Genomic DNA, 22,582 nt, shown 5'->3' with positions numbered 1-22,582 from the left:
CCACAGCTCCACAGGCCAGGTCTTAGACTCGGCCCGTCCCCGTGGCCCGACGACCGGAGGTGAACGATGCTCACGATCAGCCAGCTCGCGGCGACCGCCGGCGTGACCGTGCGCGCCGTTCGCCACTACCACCACGTCGGCCTGTTGCCGGAACCCGAACGCGATCGCTCCGGCTACCGCCGCTACAGCGCACAAGCGGCGGTGGATCTCATCCGGATCAGGACCCTCGCCGACGCCGGGGTGCCGCTGGCCCGTATCGACGCGCTGCTGCACGCGCAGCCGAGCCAATTCGCCGCGGCCATCACCGACATCGACGCCGAATTGCAGCGCAAGATCGACCAGCTCACCGAGCACCGCCGCCGGATCACCGAATTGGCCGGCGGCGAAGGGCTTGTCCTGCCTGCCGGGGTGGTCGCCAACCTGAACCGGATGCGCAGTCTCGGGGTCAGCGAACGGACCGTACGGCTCGAACGGGATGTGTGGATCCTGCTCCAGGCACTGGACCCGGAGTCCATGCCGCAGGCGATCAAGGACAAGGCCGCCAGCTTCGACGACCCCGAGACAACGCGCCTGTACCTCGCCTGCGATCAGTCAATCGACTGGGATCCGCACGATCCCCGCGTGGACCAGCTCATCGATGAACTGGACAACTGGGAGATCGACCACGCACGGGACAGCAGCGAGCAAGGGAACACGGCGCTGGCATTCTCCCGGGTCGTCGAGGCATCACCGGCGTGGCAACGGATCCTCGGCGTACTCGCCCACCGCGCCAAGCAGCGCCGAACCGCAGGAGAGGCCGGGGCCGAACCCTAGGGCACCGGCCGGACTTCCCCCTCCGGCACCATCCCTGCCGACCGGGGCGGGCACACCGAAGCAGCCGGCGTGCCCGTTCCGGATCGGTAACGGTCCAGCCTCAAAGAGTGACTCTGACAATTTCTCAGATTCCCCTTGTGCTGCACTAGTTGGACGTGAGCCGGGCTCATGTGTGTGTGGGGGGGGAAGCGATGACGCATACGACGACATGCCCCGGATGTGGCCGGGGCACCGCTCCGGGAGCGGCGTTCTGTAGCACCTGCGGTGCGGCCCTGGAGGCCGGTGCGGCGACCGTGACGCTGCCGCAGCAGCCTGCCGGTGCTCCGCCGCCGGCCGCGACCACGGTGCCGCTCGCGGAGCGGCCGGCCAACCGCCGCGCCACCGTGCCGCGGTGGGGCAACGGCCGGGACCTGACCAGATATCTGTGTGCGGCCGCCTACCTGGACCGCGCCTACGCCGGATCGCTCATCAAACGGGTCGCCGCCGAACCCCATCTCGGGGTGGCGGCGGCCCCGGCGTGCGATATTCCCGTGGTGCTGCGGCACGCCTACCTGGCCAACGCACGCCGGCACAGCCGGGATCTCGTGCTCGCCGTCCTGTTCCTGCTGGCCTTCTTCTTCACGTTCGTGGCCGCCGAGCCCGGGATCATCCTGCTGGTGCTCTTCCTGTCCTGGGTGACGGTGTTCTCCTTCGAGCTCTCCACGAAGTACGGACGCCACCTCCAGAGCCTTCGCCCGGACCGTTTCGAACCGGCGGCCGCGCCGCCGCCGCTCAACAACGACATCGCGTTGCGCCTGCGCCAGATCGGCGAGTACGCCGACGGGAACGTCACCACGTACAGCGGCTATTCACCGTTCATCGGCTACGGGGCCGAACTCGATTCATGGTCCCTGACATTCGACGTCACCACATCGAGCCGGCCGGAAGGCGAGCCGGAGGAATTCGATGTGACGGAGCTCTATGCGCATATCGCCGAGCGGGTCGGCACGCTGGCGCTGCCCTGTCTGGAGATCGAGGAGCGGCTCTTCGCCGAGGGCTCGACCCTGCTGGGAGACACTCGCTTTCTGCCGGATCCGCTCGGCCGGCCGGTGTCCCGGATTCCGTTCGACCAGATGGACACGCTGAAGCGGAAACCGGAGGAGGGAGCCCGCCCGTATCTGGCCGTGCACTCCACCGGCTGGGGCGGCGAGTTGGTCACCTCGCTCTTTCTGCGCTTTGTGCGGTCGGACTCCAATCTCTTCGTGGAGGCCGTCCCGACGGTGCTGTTCCCGCTGCTGGACCGCTACCGGATCATCGACACCCTCATGCCCCGGCCGGCCGTGGGCGAGCTCGCCAAGCTGGTCTCGGAGACCGCGGTCAGCACCTTCTTCATTCTGCTGGCCTCCCCTGCGCGCGCGATCGCGGGATTCGCGCCCGACTCCTGGATGTCCCGGCGGCTGCGCCGTCAGCACAAACTGATCACCAGGCTGCGCCGATTCGACTACGGGGCACGGCAGAGCGTCCGCCGGGAAGCCGCCGCCACCCACCACCAGCGGCATTTCCAGAAGGCCGACAGCGGCATGGTCCTGAAGACGGTGGAAAAGCGGGTGCTGGACGCACTCGTCGAATTCGCCGAAGCGCGGGGAATCGACGCGGGTGAGCTGATCCAGCGTCAGCAGACCATCATCAACAACGGCATCATCGCGTCCCACGGATCGCGGGTGGATTCCAGCGCGGTCGCCTCCGGCGACCGGTCCCGGACCGCGATGAACATCATCCACAAGATCCCGCTGCTCAAGCTGGACTGACCGGACGGGAAGGAATGAGGAATGCAGATGCGCAGAAACGACGGGATCATCGCCACCGGCGGCTCGAATGTCGTCGGCAACGCCGTGGCCAGCGGCAAGAACGCCAAGGCGGAGGTCCGGGACAGCGGCCTGACCCAGTACGGCGACGGGCCGCAGCCGCAGCCCCAGGACCTCGACAAGCTGCTCACCCGGCTGATCGATGAACTCGGCCGGTCCGCGCACCCGGAACGGGACGACCTGATCGAGGCCGCCGAGGACGCCCGCGAGGAGGCCACTTCGGAGGCACCGCGCAAGGGCAAGCTGAAGGTGTTCGCCAGGGCGCTCGTGGGCGCGGTGCCGGGGTTCACCGCCCTGGCCACTCTGGCGGTGGCGATCGAAGAGGCGATCCACGGGCTCTAGCCCGGTCCGACGCGAAGGCCGGGTCCGGGAACACCCAGGACAACGGGGGGAGATGACCATGCCGTCCTGCACACACTGCGGCGCGCGCCAGGAGGATGCCGCCGCGACGTTCTGCCCGAGCTGCGGTACGCCGCACGAGAGCGGGGCGCCCGCCGGCACCCGTCAGCCCGTCGGGGGCACCGGGCACGGCTACGTCCGGGTGGGGCCCACCATCCTCCCGCAGTGGCTGCTGTGGGTGGTGGCGGCCCTGATCGTGGCGGGCGGCGCGACCGCCCTGGTGCTCTCCTCGTCCGACGGCTCCCCGGACGAGGAAACGGTCGGCGCGCTCTCCTCGGCCGGCCCCACCCCGGACCCGGCCCTCGGCTCCCCGCCCCCGACCGACATCGGCTCCGTGCCGCCCACCTACACCGAGACCCTGCCGCCGACCGACTTCCCCTCCCCCACACCGTCGGACCTCTCGCCGTCTCCCGACAACGCGAGCGCGGTCGTGGAGGAGTACTACCGGGACATCAACGCCGGTGACTTCTCCGCGGCCTGGGACCTCGGCGGCAAGAACATCGGGGGCACCTCGTACTCGGAGTGGAAGTCGGGCTTCGGCACCACGGTGAACATCGAACTCAGCGCGGTGAACGACGGCAGCTCCGGACAGGTCAGCGCCGTCCTCCGCGCGACCCAGACCGATGGCTCGGTACGGGTGTACCAAGGCACCTACACGGTGTCCGACGGCGCGATCGTCAGCGCCGACATCTCCCAGAGGTGAGCGCCCCCGGCTCGCTCCTTCCCCGCCTCCGCGCCAACGGGAGAGACGGGGAAGGGGCCGGGGGCCGCTACCGGTGTTCCGGGTTCTCGTAGTCGTCGCGGCAGCCCGCGTCCCAGGTGGTGCGCTGGTTGCCGTAGGACGGGATGCCGCCGGCGTCCTTGAGGGTGCGGGCCAGGTGCAGCAGGTTCCAGGTCATGAAGCTGGTGTTGCGGTTGGTGAAGTCGTTCTCCGGGCCGCCCGAGCCGGGGTCGAGGTACGAGGGGCCGGGGCCGGCCTCACCGATCCAGCCGGCGTCGGCCTGCGGGGGGATGGTGTAGCCGAGGTGCTGAAGGCTGTAGAGCACGTTCATGGCGCAGTGCTTGACCCCGTCCTCGTTGCCGGTGATCAGACAGCCGCCGACCCGCCCGTAATAGGCGTACTGTCCGGACGCGTTGAGCAGGCTGGAGCAGGCGTAGAGGCGCTCGATCACCTGCTTGGTCACCGAGCTGTTGTCACCCAGCCAGATCGGGCCTGCCAGTACGAGGATGTCGGCGGCCATGACCCGTTCGTAGAGGGCCGGCCAGGCGTCGGTCCGCCAGCCGTGTGCGGTCATGTCCGGCCAGACGCCGGTGGCGATGTCATGGTCGATGGCCCGTACGACCTCGACCTGCACGCCCTGCCGCTCCATGATGCCCACGCTGCGGTCGATGAGCCCCTGGGTGTTGCTGGGCTGCGGCGACCGTTTGAGGGTGCAGTTGAACACGAGGGCGCGCAGGTCGTCGTAGCGGGCGGGCGGTGCATCGGTACGCGGCGGCTGGGCGGTCACGGAGCGCTCCCGGGGGTCGTGCCACCGTGCCGGTCACGGCGGCGCAGCGCTGCCCATCGTGCTGCTCCCCCACCCGCTCACCCCGCAGCGGCACGACCCGTCCCCGACGACCACCCCGACAGCGGAACAGGCGACGGGCGGGTCGGTCACGGGTGGCGGCCGCGGCGTGATGTGGTGTGATCCGTCAGCGCGACGGTGCGAGACGCCCACCCTACGAGTACAACCATCCGTTGTTCATGGCGTCGAAATGGTTGTTTGATTCCTTTGTGCACCGCCCGCTTTCATGTCTGGGGTCAACGTGTGGTTGCACAGGGCCTTCGATCGCCCTGACGGGAGGTCGCGCGTCGCCGGCGTGAGCTGAGCAGACGCCTCTCGTAGCGGCGTTCGGTGGTCGCCTCGGCGCATCCGCACCGCGACGGCTTTTCGCCCCGCCGCCGAGCCGGTGGTTCGGCCACGGAACGTGTCTTCCCCGCGCTCCGGGCCGGTCGGGGTTTCCCCTGTGCCTCTGGAGGTGACCCCGCTCGTGCCGGATTCCTTCGTCCACCTGCACAACCACACCGAGTATTCGATGCTTGACGGCGCGCAGAAGCTGACGCCGATGTTCCGTGAGGTGGCCCGCCAGGGGATGCCTGCGATCGCCATGAGCGATCACGGCAACATGTTCGGCGCCTACGAGTTCGCGCAGGTCGCGAAGGGCTTCGAGGGCGTCAAACCGGTCATCGGCATCGAGGCGTACATGGCGCCGACCGCACGCTTCGTCCGGAAGCAGGAGTTCTGGGGGCCGGGAGGCCGTCGCGCCATGAGTGAGGACGGCGAGGGCTCGAAGGATGTGTCCGGTGGTGGCCGCTTCACTCACCTGACCATGTGGGCGCGGAACGTTCAGGGGCTGCGGAACCTGTTCTGGCTCAGCACGCAGGCCAGCTACGAGGGCCAGTTTCCGGCCGGCAAGCCGCGTATGGACCGGGAGCTGATCGCCGAGAGGCCGGACGGCATCATCGCCACCACCGGCTGCCCGTCGGGGGAGATCCAGACCCGGCTGCGGCTGAACCAGTACGACGAGGCCCGGGCAGCCGCCGGTGCCTATCAGGACATCTTCGGGAAGGAGAACTACTTCCTGGAACTGATGGACCATGGCCTGGACATCGAGCGTGATGTCCGCCAGGGCCTGCTGCGCCTCGCCAAGGATCTCGGCATCCCGCTCCTGGCCACCAACGACGCGCACTACGTCACCGAGGACCAGGCCGACGCCCACGACAGTCTGCTGTGCATCGGCGTGGGCAAGAACAAGGACGCCCCGAACCGCTTCCGCTTCAACGGGTCCGGCTACTACCTCAAGACCGCCGCGGAAATGCGCCGCCTGTTCTCGGAGCTCCCGGAATCCTGTGACAACACTCTGCTGATCGCCGAGCGCATCGAGTCCTACGACGAGGTCTTCGACTACGTCGACGAAATGCCGCAATTCCCGGACGTGCCCGCGGAAGAGACCCAGGAATCGTGGCTGCGCAAGGAGGTTCTCCAGGGCCTGGCCCTGCGCTACGGAAATCCGGTCCCCCCGCACATTCTGGAGCGCTTCGAGACCGAGATGTCGGTGATCGGCCCCATGGGCTTCAGCTCCTACTTCCTCGTCGTGGCGGATATTTGCCGCCACGCCCGGGAGAACCGGATCCCGCTCGGTCCCGGACGGGGCTCGGCGACCGGATCGATCGTCGCCTACGCCACCCGCATCACCGAGCTGTGCCCCTTGGAACACGGCCTGCTCTTCGAGCGGTTCCTGAATCCTGAGCGCATCAACCCCCCGGATGTGGACCTCGACTTCGACGACCGTCAGCGGGACCGGATGGTCCGCTACGTGACCGAGAAGTACGGCGAGGAATACACCGCCATGGTGAATACCTTCGGCAAGATCAAGGCCAAGAACGCGATCAAGGACTCCTCGCGCATTCTCGGCTATCCGTTCTCCCACGGAGAACGCATCACCAAGGCACTCCCGCCGGACCAGAACGGCAAGTCCGCTCCCCTCGCCGTCATCTTCGACTCCTCCCACGAACGGTACGGGGAGGCAGCGGAGATCCGGCAGATGTACGAGAGCGAACCGGATGTCCGACGTGTCATCGACACCGCCCGTGGGGTCGAGGGCCTCACCCGCGGCACCGGTGTGCACGCCGCCGCGGTGATCCTTTCCAAGACGACCCTCACGGACCGCATCCCACTGCACATGCGCGCCTCGGACGGCGTGAAGATCACCGGATTCGACTATCCGTCCTGCGAAGCCATGGGCCTGATCAAGATGGACTTCCTCGGGCTGCGGAACCTGGGCGTCATCGACCAGGCCATCGAGAACATCCGCGAGAACCGCGGCATCAGCCTGACCACGGTGGACCCTCTGGACGGGGCCTCCTCCGCCACCGTCATCCCGCTGGACGACGCCACGACCTACCGGCTGCTGGCCGAGGGCAACACCTTCGGCGTCTTCCAGCTCGACGGCGGCGGCATGCGCGTCCTGCTGAAGCAGATGGAACCCACCCGGTTCGAGGACATCGCCGCGGTCAACGCCCTCTACCGGCCCGGCCCGATGGCGGCCAACGCCCACACCAACTACGCCCACCGCAAGACCGGCCGCCAGGACATCACCCCCATCCATCCCGACCTGAAGGACGCACTGGAGCCCATCCTCGGTAACACCTTCCATCTGCTCGTCTACCAGGAGCAGATCATGGCCATCGCCCGGGAGCTCGCCGGCTACACCCTCGGCGGGGCCGACCTGCTGCGCCGTGCGATGGGCAAGAAGAAGCCCGAGGTGCTGGCCGCGGAGTGGGACAAGTTCCACGCCGGCATGCGGGACAACGGCTACCGCGAGGAGGCCATCAAGGCCCTGTGGGACGTCATGCTCCCCTTCTCCGGATACGCGTTCAACAAGTCCCACACCGCCGGATACGGCCTCGTCTCCTACTGGACCGCCTACCTCAAGGCCAACTACCCGGCCGAGTACATGGCGGCCCTGCTCACCTCCGTCGGCGACGACAAGGACAAGGCCGCCACTTACCTCGCCGACGCCCGTAAGAACGGCGTCCGGGTCCTCCAGCCCGACGTGAACGAATCCGTCGCCGCCTTCACCGCCGTCGGCGATGATGTGCGCTTCGGGCTGCGGTCGGTGCGCAATGTCGGCGACCAGGTCATCGACGCGATCGTCGAGGCCCGCCGTGGTCAGGGAAAGTTCACCTCCTTCGCCGACTTCCTCGACAAGGCCGACCTGCCCGCACTGAACAAGAGAGCCGTGGAATCCCTGATCAAGGCCGGCACCTTCGACTCCCTGAACCACACCCGCAAGGGCCTCACCGCCATCCACGAGGAAGCCATCGACACCATCACCCCGGTGAAGAAGGCGGCAAGCTTTGGACAGGAAGACCTCTTCGCGGATCTGGCCGCGGAAAGCGGCGGCGAACCCGCCTTCGGACTCGACTTCCCCCTCGACGACACGGAATGGCCCCGTCGGCAGCTCCTGGCCACCGAACGCGAAATGCTCGGCCTTTATGTCTCCGCCCACCCGCTGGACGGTGCCGAGCATGTGCTCGCCGGCGCACGCGACTGCACCATCGGCGAACTGCTCGCCTCCGGGAGCAGCACCGGAGACGTGCAGGTCTCCGGCCTGATCACCGGCATCCAGCGCAAGATGACCAAGCAAGGCAACCCCTGGGCCATCGTGACCCTCGCCGACCGCGACGCCGCCCTGGAGGTCCTGTTCTTCCCCGCCGCCTACCAGCTCGTCCAGCACGCACTGGCCGAGGACAACGTCATCTCGGTCAAGGGCAAGGTCGAAGACCGGGACGGAACGGTGAACATCTTCGGCAGAGAACTCACTGTCCTCGACATCTCCTCCGCCGAGCACGGCGGCAAGCCCCCCGTACGGCTCGCGCTCCCCGCGCACCGCATCACCGAACAGTCCGTCAAGGAACTCAAGCGCATCCTCGCGGACCACCCGGGCGACAGCCCCGTGCACCTCAGCGTCCGCGGCGCACGCAAGACCACCGTTTACGCCCTGCACGCCACGGTGAACCCCACGACCATCGCCTCCGATGTCAAAGGCACCTTCGGCGCCGACGCCTGGGAAGCGCCATGGTGAGGTCGATGCGCCTATGCACCGGAACGCTGCCCCCTCGTGCGAGCGTTGCCCGGCACGTCGCCTCGTACCGCAAGTACCCCGGCCGCGAGGGATCATCACTGTCATCGGAATCGATGACAACTGCATGGGGGTGCAGCCAGACATGTCCGTCCAGGCGCCGCCGGTGACCTGCTCGTCCTCGTGTCTTTCCCGGGCGCAGCGGACCGTTGCCGCGGCGCTCCGGCACTACACGGACGCGCCGTTGGCCAAGCCGTATTACGTGCGGGGGTGCGTCCCGGAACGGGACGAGGCGGCGGTGATCGTCGCGCTGTGGGCCGGCCCCGCCGCGCGGGAGAAGCTGAACCTCTTCTTTCTCGTCCGTCTCGTGGCCGGTGGGCTGCCGGTGCCGGCGGCGCAGGTCACCGCGGGGATGCTGCGGCTGGGGCGGGGGACACATATCTTCGGCTTCGCCGGGCGCCGCTTCGACGGCAAGCCCGTGGTCAACGGCAGCAAGCTGGTCGAGGGGCGGCCCGCGCCCTGCCTCTGCGGGGGCACCGGTGAGCCGGAGGGGCCGCGGGGCTTCTACTTCGCACGGCCGGGAGAGCTGAGGGAGTATCACTGAGGGAAGTGAATCAGCGGCTTGATGATGCCCCCTTCCTTCGAGGCCATCATCCGGAAGGCTTCCTCGATGTCGTCGAAGCGGAATTCATGGGTGGTCATCGGTGTGGGGTCGACCCTGCCCGTCTCCATCAGCCGGAAGATGCGCCGAAGCCAGCCGCGGCCTCCGCGGTTGAAGCCGCCGTACAGCTGCTTGTCGGACATGCCGTATCCGAAGGGCTCCAGGGGGATGTGCAGTGGCTCCCGCACCTCCCCGTGGTAGCCGACGTTGGAAATGCGCCCTCCGGGTTTGGTGACCCGGAAGGCCGCCTCCCAGGTTTGGGGAGCGCCGAGCGCCTCGATGGCGGCGTCGACTCCCTGACCGTCCGTCAGCTCCAGGATGCGCTCGACCGGGTCGCACCGGGTGTGGTCGACGATCAGGTCGGCGCCGAAGTGGCGGGCGAGTTCCTGACGGGCGGGGACCGACTCGACGGCGATGATCAGGCCGGCGCCGAGCAGGCGGCAGCCGATCGTCGCCGACAGTCCCACCGCGCCCTGCGCGAAGATTGCGACGGTCTCGCCGAGTTGGAGTTCCGCGTGTTCGGCGGCGACGAATCCGGTGGAGAGCATGTCGGTGGCGTACAGCGCGTGGTGGTCGGAGAGCTCCTCGGGGATCGGGGCGAGGTTGGCCTGGGCGTTGTTGACGAGGAAGTACTGGGCCAGCGTTCCGTCGCGCCGGTTGGTGAATCGGGCGCCGCCCAGCATCCGTCCCTCACATTGCGAGGAGAAGCCGCGCTGGCAGGAATCGCACTGGAAGCAGGGCGTGATCCCGGCAGCCGCGACGCGCTGTCCCTCGGTCAGTCCCTCGACGGCCGAGCCGAGCGCGTGGACGACACCGACCGCCTCGTGCCCCAGTGTCACGTCCGGAGCAACCGGAATCACGCCCCGCATGACGTGCACATCGGTGGTGCACACCAGGGCCGCGGTGGTGCGCACGACCACGTCATTGGGGCCGGGTTCGGGGACCGGCTTCTCGATGACGCCGACCTCGCCGACTCTCCGGAGCACAAAAGCTCTCACGTCGGATTGCCTGTCGTTCGTTGCGGGTGGCTCATGTCATCGCCCTTCCCGTGGACCGGGCCTGGCGACGGCCGGTCGCGGCATCTTCGCCCGTTCGGCCGACCCGGCACGACCGTGGTGCGGTGCGCGCCCGGCCCCTTGGTTCAGTGCGGCTGAATCGCGCGCAGCATGTTCAGGCCGGCCGCGCGGCGGGCCGGCCAGATCGCGGCGAGGACGCCGATGGCCAGTGCCAGTGCGAGGAAGAGTGCCAGCCGTCCCCAGGGGAGGACCATTTCGTACTCCTGCATGGAGGAGGTCGTGAGGCCGCCTCCGGCCCAGGCCAGGAAGGTGCCGGTGGCAATGCCGAGGATGGCTCCGAACAGCGAGATCACCACCGACTCCAGCCGGACCATCCGCCGGACGCCGGAGCGGTCGAGGCCGATGGCGCGGAGCATCCCGAGCTCACGGGTGCGCTCGAAGACCGACATGGCCAGGGTGTTGACGACGCCGAGCACCGCGATGACGACGGCCATGCCGAGGAGCCCGTACAGCATGTTGAGGACGGTGGTGACGGGGCCGTTGTTCTCCTGGATGAGCTGCTGCCGGCTGCGGACCTTCAGCAGAGGGTTGTCGCCGAGTGCCGCGCGGATCTTCCGTTCGAGGCCGGCCGCCTTGCCGGGGTCGGCCTTGACCAGCACGTTTTCCAGCTCCTGGGAGTCGGCGTACGGGAGTACGTCGGTCAGGGTGCCCAGTGCGTCGTCGGCGGCGCGGGTCTTGGCATAGAGGGCGACCACCGCCAGCGTCTTCCGCTGCGTCGTGCCGCTCCCCGTGCCGGAGCCCAGCCGGGCGTCGAGGGTGTCGCCGACGCCGAGGCCGGTCCGCCGGGAGAAGGCGTCGGAGATGGCGATCTTTCCGTTGCCGATGTCGCCCAGCGAACCGGCCCGGACGTCCAGCCGCACGGCCTTGCCGAACGCCTTCGGGTCGGTGCCGGTCAGCACGGCGTACTCGCCCCGGACGTCGAGCCCGGCGGAGGTGACGGGGGCGGCCGCGGCGACTCCGGGGACGCGGGCGACCTTGGCGGCGGTGTCCGTGGCTAGGCCGCGTGCGGTGCTGTTGGTGACCTTGTAGTCGGCGGTCAGGCCCTGGGTGGCCTCCTTGGCCATGGCGCGCTGGGCGGAGTGGGCGCCGACGGTCAGTCCGGTGATCAGGGCAAGCCCGATCATCAGGGCCGAGGCGGTGGCGGCCGTACGGCGCGGGTTGCGCAGCGCGTTCTCCTTGGCGAGCTTGCCGCTGACGCCGCAGAGTCGGGTGGTGACCTGGCCGGCCAGCGCGATCAGCGGCCGGGAGAGCAGCGGGGCCAGCACGATCACGCCGCCGAGGGTGAGGGCGGAGCCGAGCATCGCGAGCATCAGGTTCGATTCCTTGCTCGTCCGGAGCGTGGAGACATACAGCATCACCAGCGCCCCGGCCCCGGTGAGCAGGGTGCCCAGCACATTGCGGACCCTCAGGGCGCGGCCGGGCGGCGCCTGGTCGACGCTGCTGAGCACCGCCACGGGGGCGATCCTCGCGGCCTTGCGGGACGGCAGCCAGGCGGCCAGCACGGTGATGACGACGCCGACCGCGAGCGCGGCCAGCGGGGCCGCGGGCGTGATGACCAGCGGTCCGTCGGGCAGTCCGGCACCCGTGGTGTTGAGCAGCGGCCGCAGGGCGGTGGCGATGCCGAGGCCGAGCGCGAATCCGGCGGCGGAGGCCACCAGGCCGAGGAGGGCGGCCTCGATGAGGACGGCGCGTACGACCTGGCGGCGCGAGGCGCCCACGGCCCGCATCAGCGCGATATCGCGGCTGCGCTGGGCGATGAGCATGGTGAAGGTGTTGGCGATGAGGAACGCGCCGACGAACAGCGCGATTCCGGCGAAGACCAGCAGCGTCTTGGTGAGGGACCGGGTGTTCCGGGCGATCCGGTCGGCCTGTTCGACGGCCAGGTCGGTGCCGCTGAGGGCCTGGACGCCCTTCGCTGGGAGCAGCGCCCGCACCCGGCCGGTCAGCGCGCGCTCGTCCGTGCCGTGCTGGGCCGCGACCGCGAGCTCGTCGAACTCGCCGGGGTGGAGGAACAGTTGCTGTGCGGTCCGGGTGTCGAAGAGCGTGAGGGTGCCGCCGGCGGTGACCCGGGGATCGTCGGTGGAGACGAGGCCGACCAGCTTCTTCGTCAGGACGGGCCCGTCGAGGGCGAAGCGGATGGTGTCACCGATGCGGTAGCCGGCCCGCTGGGCGGTCCTGGCGTCGAGGGCCAGCTCGTCCGCGGCGGCCGGGCCGCGGCCCGCCGTCAGCGGATAGCGGCTGTCCTTGCCGTCCTTGCCCGGCACGTAGTTGGTGGCGAGGTGCTGCCGGTCGCTGTCGGCGCCGACCGGGCGGCCGTCCTTGCCGGCCAGGGTGGCTTCGCCGTGGACGGTGGGGCGTACCGAGGCGACGCCGGGCAGTTGGCCGATCTTCCGGGCCAGCGCGGTGTCGAGAGGGGTGGTCCGCCGGGGGTCCCCGTCGCCTGAGGTGTCGGGGGCCGGGGCTTCCTCGCCGCCGGCCGTATCGGTGGCGGGGGTGGCCTCCGCCGCCCGTACGGAGACGGCCACGCCCCGGAGGCTCGCGGCGGAGGCGTTGCGGTAGGCGTGGGCGACGGTGTCGCCGAAGACGAGGGTGCCGGAGACGAACGCGACGCCGAGCAGGACCGCGAGCGCGGTCATGATCAAGCGGGCTTTGTGCGCAAGGACGTTGCGCAGGGCGGTACGCAGCATGGTCGATTCAGTCCCAGAGAGGTGCGAGGGGCGGAGGCGGGTTACCGGCGCTGAGTGGCGGCCACGTCAGGTCGTGCGTCCTGGGCGTCGAAGTGCCGCATCCGGTCGAGGACGGCCTCGGGGGTGGGGGCGGGCAGATCGTCGGTGAGCCGCCCGTCGGCGAGGAAGACCACCCGGTCCGCGTAGGAGGCGGCGACCGGGTCATGCGTGACCATCACGACCGTCTGTCCCAGCTCGCGTACCGAGTCCCGCAGGAAGCCCAGGAGTTCCGCGCCGGACCGGGAGTCGAGGTTGCCGGTCGGCTCGTCCGCGAAGATGATCTCGGGTCGGCCGGCCAGTGCGCGGGCCACGGCGACGCGTTGCTGCTGGCCGCCGGAGAGCTGCGAGGGACGGTGCCGCAGCCGCCCGGACAGACCGAGGGTCCCCACGATCAGGTCGAGCCACTCCTGGTCGGGCTTGCGGCCGGCGATATCCATCGGCAGCGTGATGTTCTCCAGGGCGTTCAGCGTGGGCAGCAGGTTGAACGACTGGAAGACGAAGCCGACCTTCTCCCTGCGGAGCCTGGTGAGCTGACGGTCGCTCAGGCGGGACAGTTCGGTGTCGGCGATCCGGGCCGAGCCCCCGGAGAAGGAGTCGAGCCCGGCCATGCAGTGCATCAGCGTCGACTTGCCCGAGCCGGACGGCCCCATGATCGCGGTGAAGCGGCCGCGGCCGAACTCCACGGAGACCGAGTCGAGCGCCACGACGCGGGTTTCGCCCGCGCCGTAGACCTTGGTGAGCTCCGTCGCGCGGGCGGCGGCGCCGGACGTCTGAAGGCCGGTGGCCGGGAGTGCGGGCTGTGCCATGGGGGCTCCGTAAGTTGTTGGTCGGCCCGGGAGGGGTGCGGGATTCCCGACCATCGTGGTCGCGGCACACCCCCGGATCCGTCGCCCTCAGGTCGGGAATCCGCCGCCTGCCCCAGGGCAGAGAGAGGGCCGCGCCCTCGTCCGCACGGACCACGGCCCCTCTCCCCTAAGGGAGAGCCGGAGGGGCCCGGAAGGGGGAGCCGGAGGGGCCCGTACGGGTCCCGGAAGAGACAGCCGTACGGGCCGGGCCGGACCTCAGCCCATGGCCCGGACCTCAGCCCATGAGTCCGGCCTGGTGCGCCAGCAGCGCCGCCTGCACCCGGCTGCCGCACCCCGTCTTCCCCAGAATCGAGCCGACGTGGGTCTTGACCGTCCCCACCCCGATGCCGAGCCGGCCGCCGATCTCCAGGTTCGACAGCCCCTCGCCCAGCATCACCAGCACCTCCCGCTCCCGGTCCGTCAGCCCCGCCACCCTGCGGTCCTGGACGGGGGGCCCGCCGCCGCTGAGCATCCGCCGGACGACGGTCCCGGTAACACCGGGCGAGAGCACCGCGTCCCCGGCGGCCGCGGCCCGTACCGCGCGGATCAGCTCCTGCGGCCCCTCGTCCTTGAGCAGGAAGCCGGTGGCGCCCGCCCGCAGGGCCCGCAGGACGTTCTCCTCGTCGCCGAAGGTGGTGAGCATGACGACCTGCGGCGCGGGGTCCAGGGCGGTGAGCGGTTCGACGGCCGCGAGCCCGTCGAGTACGGGCATCCGGACGTCGAGGAGCACCACATCGGGCCGGTCCCCGGCGGCGAGCCGGACGGCCTCGGCGCCGTTGGCCGCCTCCCCCACCACCTCGATGCCCTCGGCGTGCCGGAGGATCAGCCGGACGCCGTGCCGGACCATCTCCTCGTCGTCGGCGAGCAGCACCCGGATCGCGGAACCCGGCCCGGAGACCGCGGAGTTGGCGTAGTCAGTCATGCGTCCTGCTCCCAGCATGAGGTTCGGTCACCATCGGAACGGTAAAGCGGTCGATCGCGATCAAGGTGTCGGACCGGAAGCAGTAGCGGACGATCGGCAGCCGGTTGCCCTCGGCGGCATCGCTCGCGTACGGATACAGGCAGTCGGTGGCGGCCGGCCGCCGTGGCGGTTCACGCCCCGCGGCGGCCGCGCGCACGGCCGCGTCGTCCGGTGGCAGGGCCCGCTTCACCTGCTCCTTCGTCATCCCCAACCGGGGCCGTTCGGGGCGCTCGTAGGCGAGGTCATACCGTGCATGGGCCACCAGCAGGACCCCGAACAGCGCCATCACGCCCACCCCGGTCAGGCCGAGCAGCCCGATGACGGCGCCGACGGCGCGCCGCTGGAGGGCGGAGAGCCGGCCGGCGGGCTCGTCGGCAGCGACCGGGCCACCGGCCTCCGGTCGCGCGTCCGTCGGCTCGGCGCCGGGCCCGGGGTCGGCGGGGAGGTCGGCCGCGACCGTGAAGCCGCCACCGGGCGTCCGCGCGGCCTCCAGTTCTCCGCCGAGCAGCGCCACCCGTTCCCGCAGCCCGGCCAGCCCGCGCCCGGAGCCGAGACCCGTCGAGGCGGCGGGCCGGGTGGGCGGAACGCCGTTACGCACCCGCACCACCACCCGCTCGCCGGTGTGGCGAACGTCGACGGTCACATGTGAGCCGGCCGCGTACCGGTGCACATTGGTGAGCGACTCGCGCACCACGCGGTGCACCGCCCGCCGCACCCGCGCCTGCCGGGCATCCAGGTCCGCCCCCTCCCAGCACAGCTCGACGGGAATGCCGCCCCGGCGCGACTCCTCGGCCAGCGCCTCGATGTCGGCGCGGGTGCCCGTCGCGTCGGTCAGCGCGCCGGTGCCGGTGTCGCTCTCCAGCGGGCCGAGGACCCCCAGCGCCGCCCGCAGCTCCTGCATCGCGTCCCGGGTGGCGCGGCGCACCACGGCGGCCTCGTCCCGCAGTTCGGGCGCCGCCTTCTCCAGCGCCATCTCCAGCCCGCCCGCGTGCAGGGAGACCAGGCTCAGCCGGTGCCCGACCAGATCGTGCATCTCCGCGGCGATCCGCGACCGCTCGCGCATACGGGACTCGCTCTCGGCCAGCCGCCGCGCCTCCTCGGCGGCGGCCGCGCGCTCCCGCAGCGCCCGCAGCAGCCGGCCCTGCTGCCCGGCGGCGGTACCGACCAGCCCCGGCACGACGACCGTGCTGACGGCGAGCACCGCGCCCAGCGCCAGGCCGAACAGGCTGCTGCCCAGCTCCACCGCGGGAGCGAGCACCGCGCCGACCAGCATCGTCAGAGCGGCCGCCCCCAGCAGCACCCCGGCCCGCTGCCGTGAGGTCCTCAGCTGCCGGGTCGCGGTGTAGGCGGCCACCGCAGTCAGCAGCGCCACCGAGGGCACCGCCCCCATCAGCGCCGCCAGCCCGACCACACAGGCCGCCGGAAACCGGCGCCGCACCAGCACCAGCACGATGCCGAGAGCCGCCAGGCCCGCCGCCGCACCCACCAGCCTGGCCTCGACCAGCGACGCCCCCTCATGGACGAGCAGCACCAGCGCCGCGGCCACCACCGCCTCGCCCACCGCCCGCCACACCAGCCACCGTCCCCGCTCCCCCGGCCCCGCGAAGAGGCTTCGGGAAACGGGGGGCTCGGTCTCGGGCGGGGCACTGGAGGACATGACGACGATTATCAGGGGCTCCGTACGGGGCTTCCCTGCTTCTTGAGGGTGAGCCGCCTCTGCCCAAAGACAGAGGCCACGGGGCCGCTGCCCAAAGACAGCGGCCCCAGAGGCGGGACCAGTACGGGCAGGGTGCGGGCCGGAGGGCGCCCCGGCGCGGCGGGGGTGCAGGCTGTGACCCGGACATCTCCCTGAGTTGCCGCTCTGGGCCGGTGGGCCGACTCATGCGCACACTGGAGGTATGCGCGGGATGACCGTCGGCGAGACGGCGGAGCGCGCGGATCTGCTCGCCGCGGCCGCCGTCGACGCCGTCGAAGGAACCGGCGCGTACGCGGGCAGCGTCTTTCTCCGCTCCCGCGACCGCCGGTCGATCGTGCTCGCCGCGACGTTCGGGGTGCCACCCTCCCTGCTGGGCGGCTGGCGCCTCATCCCGGTGAGCAGCCCCATCCCGGTCGCCACGGCGTACCGCTCCGGGCGCACCGTCCACCTGGCCAACGCCGAGGAGACGATGCGCCGCTATCCGCAGCTCTCGGTGGCGCTGCCGTACGCCTTCGGTTCCTGCTCCGTGCCGGTGGGCGCGGGCGGGGAAACCTTCGGGTCGCTGGCGATCGTCTGGGCGGCCTCACCCGGCAGCGAAGGGCTGTCCCGGGCCCGGCGCCGCCACGTCCGGACCGTCGCCGGCCGGCTCGGGAGCTCCCTCGCCGCGCTCCGCGCCCGGACCGGCGATCCGGTGGAATGCGCCCCCGAGACGGTTCCCGTCGAGATCCCGGCGCCCTCCGCCACGGCCGTACGGGTCGGCCTGTTCGGCTGGGACCTCGACTCCGGCACCTTCCGCGGGGACGACGAACTCTGCGCGATCTTCGGCCGCGACCCCCGTACCTTCGACGGACGGGCCACCTCGCTGGCCGCCTGCCTGCACCCCGGCGATCTCGCCGCCTTCCTGTCCGCGGCCCGGGAGGCCGCCGCCGGGGGCGACCGGATCACCGCGCGGCGCCTGCGCGTACGGGATCGCGGGGGCGGCGGCGAGGGGTACCGCACGGTCGAGCTGTGGGCCCGCGTCCTGGACACCGGCGACCCGCCGGGCCGCCGCCAACTGGTGGGCGCGGTCGTCGACAGCCATGCCGGCAGCGCGGCCGTCGCCGCGGTCGAACGGCTGCGGGACGGACTGTTCTCCCTCGCCCCCGACGGGCGGGTCACCTACGCCAACCACACCGCCCTGCGGCAGCTGGACGTGTCCGGCGACGAGCTGCTGGGCCGGGTGCTCTGGGACGCGCTGCCCTGGCTGTCCGACCCCGACGTCGAGTCCCGGCACCGGTCCGCGATGATCTCGCAGGCGCCGTCCTCCTTCCTCGCCTGCCGGGCGCCCGACGACTGGCTCGCCTTCTCCCTCCATCCGGAAGCCGACGGCGTGACCGGCCGGGTGGTGCCCCTCGGCCATCCCCCTTCGGTCTCCACACCGCCCGCGTCCGCGGCCGAACCCGCCACCGCCGCCACCCCGACGCGGCTGGGAGTCATGCACCACGTCCTCCAGCTCGGCAGCGCGCTGACCGAGGCGGTCACCACCCGCCAGGTCTGCGAGGTCGTCTCCGACCAGCTCCTCCCCGCCTTCGGAGGCCAGCAGCTGGCCGTCTACGTGGTCCGCCACGGAACGATGCACCGGCTCTTCCACACCGGGCGCCAGGAGGACTTCCTCGACGGGCTGGAGGGCGCACCGCTGCACGCCCGGCTGCCCGGAACGGAGGCCCTGACCGCCGGCGCTCCGCTCTTCATCGAATCGCGGCAGGACCTCACCCGGAACTATCCGGACACCCCCACCGGCGAGGTGAACTCCTGGGCGTATCTGCCGCTGATCGCCTCCAGCCACCCGGTCGGCACCTGCGTCCTCGGCTTCGACCGGAACCACCGGTTCACCGAGAAGGACCGCGGCGTGCTCACCGCCCTCGCCGGGCTGATCGCCCAGGCCCTGGAACGCGCGAAGCTCTACGACTCGGAATTCGCCATCGCACGCGGCCTCCAACAAGCGCTCCTGCCGCACCGGCTGCCCGTGATCCCCGGCATCCGCACCGTCGCCCGCTATCTGCCCGGCACCAGCGGTATGGACATCGGCGGCGACTGGTACGACGCGATCCCCACCGGTGACGGCGTCTCCCTCATCATCGGCGACGTCCAGGGCCACAGCATCGCCGCCGCGGCCACCATGGCCCAACTCCGCAGCGCCGTACGGGCGTTCACGGCGGTGAGCCATACCCCCGGCGAGGTGATGGCGGGCGTCAACCACACCCTGGTCGACCTCGACCCCGGGCTGCTGGCCAGCTGCTGCTGCCTCCACGTGGCCGCCCACACCCACCACGCCCAAGCCGTCACCGCCGGCCACCCCCCGCCGCTGCTCCGCCGCCCCGACGGAACGACCGAGGTCCTCGACCTCGACATCGGCCCGCTCCTCGGGGTGGACCGCACCAGCGACTACCCCACCACCCCGGTCGACCTCCCGCCGGGCTCCGTCCTCGCCCTCTACACGGACGGCCTGGTCGAGGAGCCCGGAGCCGACATCGACGTGGGCATCGACCGCCTCCGCTCCTCCCTGGCCCACGCCCGCGCCGACTCCCTGGACGAACTCGCCGACCGGCTCCTCCACAACGCCCGGGGCTCCTCGTACCGGGCGGACGACATCGCCTTGTTGCTCACCGAGTACGGTCCCGGGCCGGCGCAGCGGGGTGGGGCCCGAGGGGGAGGCGTCTAGGGGGCGGCACTGGGCGCTGGCCGGTGGGTCATACGGTCGCGGGAGTGGCGACCGGCCGACCGGGGCTTGGCCTCATGCCACGCGGCTTGGGAACTCAGCTGCCGGCGCGGAGGGCGTCCAAGTGCCGTCGCAGTACCTGCCGGAGCAGCTTCGGCGGATAGCGGTCCGGCAGCAGCGTCGCCTGGAGGTTGAGGCCGTCGAGGAGGGCGGCCAGTCGCGTGCTTTCCAGTTCGACGTCCATGCCGCCCGGCAGTCCACCGGCGGACCGGGCTTCGTGCAGCACACGCGACATCAGGGCGTGCAGGTTGGCCTGCATTTCGGCGGCGCAGGGCCGGAGTTCGGGGCGGGTGAGTGCGGCGGTGGTGAAGGCGAGCCAGAGTGCGGACTCCGTATGGCGGGCCTCGTCCACGGGGAGGAACTCGGCCAGGAGCTCTTCCGTTCCGGCCCGGCGGTCCATGCCGCCATCGGGAGCCAGCAGCCGCTCGGCGTGCGTGCGGATGCGGTCGCCGATGCGCCGGCTCAGCTCCCGCATCGTGAAGGTCATCAACTCGTTGTGGTCGGCGAAGTAGTGGCGGACCGAGCCGATGGCGAGTCCGGCTTCCTCGGCGACATTGCGCAGCGACGCATGCTCCAGCCCATGCCGGGCGGCGACGGACAGAGCGGCCTGCGCCACCGCCCTGCGACGGGCCACGGGATCGACGATCTTTGGCACATTGCCTTTATAGCACGACTGAGCTAAATTTTTTAGCTCAGTCATGCCATAAAGATTGGTTGGTATCCGCGTGAACCCCTGGCTGCTCGCCGCGATCGTCGCGGTGGTCGTGATCGCCGTCGTGATCAAACGGATGCACGGTGAACCGGTCAACGCGAAGGACCTCTTCGTGGCCCCGGCGATCCTGATCGGGATCGGCATCCTGTCCCTCGCCAAGAAGACGGACCTGACCGGCACCGACCTCACCTGGATCATCACCGGCGCCCTCCTCGGCGCGGCACTCGGCGCACTCCGCGGCGCCACCATTCAGCTCGTCGACAAGGGAGGTGTCCTGTGGCAGCGCTACACCGGCCGCACCTTCCTCACCGTGATCGGCACCCTGGCGATCACGGCCGGCTTCAGCCTCCTGGCAGTAAAGATGGGCATGCACGAGAACGCACGCTCCATCCAGCTCTCCATCGGCCTGAGCTTCCTCGGCGAGTCCCTCATGGTCGGCCGTCGCGGCATGGCCTCGGGGATTCCCTTCGCCCCTACGCGTATTCGCTGACTCACTCGGCGGACAGCCCTACAGCTGCCGAAGGTGATCACGCAAGGTGCGGGCGACATGGGCCATGAGGGCGTCGGCGTCGGGTCGGGTGCCGGCGGGGACGAGGGACTCGGTGAGGACGGCGATGGCGAAGGACTGGCCGTCGGAGTGCTCGACGACGCCGACCTCGTGGCGGAGGTTGAGGAGGGTGCCCGTCTTGGAGGACCAGGTGGAGGCGTCCGAGCTGAAGTCCGGGGCGATGCGCTGCCGCAGCAGATTATCCGCCATGAGGCCGCGGACGCGCCCGGCCACCTCCGGGGGGATCGCCGACGGTGTCCACAGGGCCTGGAGGAGGTCGACGTACGAGCGCGCGCTGCCGGAGTTCGCCCGGGTCACATCGAGCTGCGGCACCCGGTGGCCGCGGCCGCTGGTGCCGGCCTCAATGGCGAGCGCGTAGGCGAGATGCGCCTCTGCGGCATCGAAGCGCTCGACGGGGGTCTCGGTCAGCTCGCGCGTGGTGTGCCGGACGGAGATGCCCTGAAGCCCGAACTCCCGCATGATTTCGGCGACTTGAGCAGGCGGGGTGAGGGCGAACAGTGCGTCCGCGGCCGTTCCATCGCTCACGCAGGTGCTGAGGTAGAGCAGGTCATCGATCGCGATCCGGACCGGATGACGGAAGCGGCTCAGCCCGGTCGGACCGGGCGAGGTGATCCGCCCGGGTTCGACCGTCAGCATCGTCGATCCGTCGAGCTCGCCCCGCCGGATGCGCTCCAGTGTCGCCAGCGCCAGCGGGATCTTCACCAGGGAAGCGGCGGGCAGCTGGGTGTCCGGTTCGATGCCCAGCTCCTGTCCCGTATGCAGGTCCCGGACGAGAAAGCAGCCGTGCAGGCCGCCGTCGCGCAGCCGCTGACGCATCTCGCGAAGCAGTGCCTCGGTGCTCATGTCGCCACCGCGCCCGGCGTCCCGGCGCCTTCGTCGGCGCCGAGACAGCGGGCGATCTCATCGCCCAGACGCGCACGGATATGGTCCGGGTGGCCGGCCACGGCAGTGGCGAGGGCGAACCCCCGGGTGACGGTGATCTCGCCGATGGGACGCCAGTGCAGGGCGAGTTCCCGGGCCTGGGCGGGCGAGCAGAGCAGCACATCGCGCGAGCACAGCACCTCGGCCGCGGCGGTCGTGTGATCCGCCGCGACGACGAGCTGGGCGGGCCGCAGACCGACGGCATCGCGCAGTCGCGTCAACGGGTCACGGATATGCGGCACATCGTCCTCCGGCTGGATCCAGATACGGCGGGGCTCGCCGAGCGCGGCGCGCCCCCTGCGCAGCGTCTCGACATAGAGCCGCTTGCCTCCCGGATCCTGCGCACCGGCGAGCCCGAGCGGCACGGACCAGGTCGCCTCGTCCCGCGGGACGGCGAGCAGGGCGGCCCGTACCTGCTGGGAGTGCAGCAGCTCGGCCCGCTCCGCCGGTGCCGCGGCGCGGAGATCGAGGGTGACACCGTGGCCTCGTGCGTCGGCGATGAGGCGGGCGAGACCAGCGGTGGAGCAGATGTCGGGAACCGCGAGCCGCCACGGCTTGAGCTTGGCGGTCTCCGCCTCGTGTTGCAGGACATCGGCCGCGAGCACCAGCTGTCTGGCGGCCGGGAGCATGTCCCGGCCGAAGGGCGTGAGCACGGCCCGCCGCGCCGTTCGCTCGAAAAGCCGCTCACCGAAGCGCTCCTCAAGGGCGGCGACACGACGGCTGGCCACCGACTGCGACATCCGCGCGGCGGCCGCTCCGACGGTGAAACTGCCGCGCTCGCTCACGCTGACAAACGCACGACACGCTCCCACCAGATCCACGAAAGCCACCCTATGCGATTTCGGCATGGAAACCCTCATGAGCGCATTGGACTGCATAGGTACCGGAACGCGAGGGTGGTCATGGCAACGGCGGCCACCCGGCGCAGGGCCGGCCGCCACCCTTTCCCCGTACGCCTTGCGCGCCCGGGACTCCCA

General features: G+C 70.8%; 17 protein-coding genes. 8 read left to right on the top strand and 9 right to left on the bottom strand.

Annotated features, from left to right (window positions below):
* Positions 1–66: 66 nt before the first annotated feature.
* The 4 genes from AC3EUV_RS17550 (at position 67) to AC3EUV_RS17535 (ending at position 3,759) form a co-directional block, all read left to right on the top strand.
* On the top strand, positions 67–813 hold the full coding sequence (locus tag AC3EUV_RS17550) for a MerR family transcriptional regulator (RefSeq protein WP_432144056.1): 747 nt from the start codon (positions 67–69) through the stop codon (positions 811–813).
* A gap of 191 nt (positions 814–1,004) precedes the next feature.
* Positions 1,005–2,600 (top strand): zinc ribbon domain-containing protein, encoded by a 1,596-nt coding sequence (locus AC3EUV_RS17545; RefSeq protein WP_432144057.1) that lies wholly within the window; start codon positions 1,005–1,007, stop codon positions 2,598–2,600.
* 21 nt (positions 2,601–2,621) lie between these two features.
* Positions 2,622–2,999, top strand: a complete 378-nt coding sequence (locus tag AC3EUV_RS17540) for a hypothetical protein (protein ID WP_432144058.1) — start codon at positions 2,622–2,624, stop codon at positions 2,997–2,999.
* 58 nt (positions 3,000–3,057) lie between these two features.
* Positions 3,058–3,759 carry a zinc ribbon domain-containing protein gene (locus AC3EUV_RS17535; protein ID WP_432144059.1) on the top strand — a complete coding sequence of 234 codons (702 nt, stop codon included), beginning with the start codon at positions 3,058–3,060 and terminating at the stop codon, positions 3,757–3,759.
* A gap of 67 nt (positions 3,760–3,826) precedes the next feature.
* Here AC3EUV_RS17535 and AC3EUV_RS17530 read toward each other — a convergent pair whose 3' ends face one another.
* Positions 3,827–4,564 carry a flavodoxin family protein gene (locus AC3EUV_RS17530; RefSeq protein WP_435603289.1) on the bottom strand — a complete coding sequence of 246 codons (738 nt, stop codon included), beginning with the start codon at positions 4,562–4,564 and terminating at the stop codon, positions 3,827–3,829.
* A gap of 523 nt (positions 4,565–5,087) precedes the next feature.
* Between AC3EUV_RS17530 and dnaE the strand changes: the two genes are divergently transcribed.
* Together dnaE and AC3EUV_RS17520 are read left to right on the top strand one after the other, a co-directional pair.
* A complete protein-coding gene (gene dnaE, locus AC3EUV_RS17525) occupies positions 5,088–8,684 on the top strand; it encodes a DNA polymerase III subunit alpha (RefSeq protein ID WP_435603324.1) in 3,597 nt (1,198 codons plus the stop codon).
* A 124-nt stretch (positions 8,685–8,808) separates the two neighbouring features.
* Entirely contained in the window at positions 8,809–9,285 is a 477-nt protein-coding gene (locus tag AC3EUV_RS17520) for a hypothetical protein (protein ID WP_435603288.1), read from the top strand.
* Here the strand turns inward: AC3EUV_RS17520 and AC3EUV_RS17515 are convergent.
* From AC3EUV_RS17515 to AC3EUV_RS17495, 5 genes are all read right to left on the bottom strand, one after another.
* The gene (locus AC3EUV_RS17515) at positions 9,279–10,340 is read right to left on the bottom strand and encodes a zinc-binding dehydrogenase (RefSeq protein WP_435603287.1); all 1,062 of its coding nucleotides are present in this window, start codon (positions 10,338–10,340) and stop codon (positions 9,279–9,281) included. The two genes, AC3EUV_RS17520 and AC3EUV_RS17515, sit on opposite strands and share 7 nt — an antisense overlap.
* A gap of 143 nt (positions 10,341–10,483) precedes the next feature.
* Positions 10,484–13,105, bottom strand: coding sequence for an ABC transporter permease (locus AC3EUV_RS17510; protein WP_435603286.1), 2,622 nt, complete (start codon positions 13,103–13,105; stop codon positions 10,484–10,486).
* Between the two features lie 41 nt (positions 13,106–13,146).
* The gene (locus tag AC3EUV_RS17505; protein WP_435603285.1) at positions 13,147–13,950 is read right to left on the bottom strand and encodes an ABC transporter ATP-binding protein; all 804 of its coding nucleotides are present in this window, start codon (positions 13,948–13,950) and stop codon (positions 13,147–13,149) included.
* A 274-nt stretch (positions 13,951–14,224) separates the two neighbouring features.
* Positions 14,225–14,911, bottom strand: coding sequence for a response regulator (locus AC3EUV_RS17500; protein ID WP_435603284.1), 687 nt, complete (start codon positions 14,909–14,911; stop codon positions 14,225–14,227).
* Complete coding sequence (locus tag AC3EUV_RS17495) at positions 14,904–16,607, bottom strand: sensor histidine kinase (protein WP_435603283.1); 1,704 nt, start codon at positions 16,605–16,607, stop codon at positions 14,904–14,906. Before AC3EUV_RS17495 ends, AC3EUV_RS17500 begins: the two co-directional genes overlap by 8 nt.
* A 241-nt stretch (positions 16,608–16,848) precedes the next feature.
* Between AC3EUV_RS17495 and AC3EUV_RS17490 the strand changes: the two genes are divergently transcribed.
* Positions 16,849–19,347: a SpoIIE family protein phosphatase gene (locus AC3EUV_RS17490; RefSeq protein ID WP_435603282.1), complete on the top strand. Its 2,499-nt coding sequence runs from the start codon at positions 16,849–16,851 to the stop codon at positions 19,345–19,347.
* A gap of 94 nt (positions 19,348–19,441) precedes the next feature.
* Here the strand turns inward: AC3EUV_RS17490 and AC3EUV_RS17485 are convergent, their stop codons facing one another.
* Positions 19,442–20,059: a TetR/AcrR family transcriptional regulator gene (locus AC3EUV_RS17485; RefSeq protein WP_432144069.1), complete on the bottom strand. Its 618-nt coding sequence runs from the start codon at positions 20,057–20,059 to the stop codon at positions 19,442–19,444.
* Between the two features lie 70 nt (positions 20,060–20,129).
* On the opposite strand from AC3EUV_RS17485, the gene AC3EUV_RS17480 reads away from it, so the two are divergent.
* Positions 20,130–20,606: a DUF1453 domain-containing protein gene (locus AC3EUV_RS17480; protein WP_432144070.1), complete on the top strand. Its 477-nt coding sequence runs from the start codon at positions 20,130–20,132 to the stop codon at positions 20,604–20,606.
* 18 nt (positions 20,607–20,624) lie between these two features.
* Here AC3EUV_RS17480 and AC3EUV_RS17475 read toward each other — a convergent pair whose 3' ends face one another.
* Together AC3EUV_RS17475 and AC3EUV_RS17470 are read right to left on the bottom strand one after the other, a co-directional pair.
* Positions 20,625–21,527 (bottom strand): serine hydrolase, encoded by a 903-nt coding sequence (locus AC3EUV_RS17475; protein WP_432144071.1) that lies wholly within the window; start codon positions 21,525–21,527, stop codon positions 20,625–20,627.
* On the bottom strand, positions 21,524–22,453 hold the full coding sequence (locus AC3EUV_RS17470) for a LysR family transcriptional regulator (RefSeq protein ID WP_432144072.1): 930 nt from the start codon (positions 22,451–22,453) through the stop codon (positions 21,524–21,526). Before AC3EUV_RS17470 ends, AC3EUV_RS17475 begins: the two co-directional genes overlap by 4 nt.
* Positions 22,454–22,582 lie beyond the last annotated feature (129 nt).

It is taken from the genome of Streptomyces sp. bgisy130 (assembly GCF_057708345.1).
Note: the sequence above shows the minus strand (reverse complement) of the source record. Positions and strands in the feature narration are given on the sequence as shown.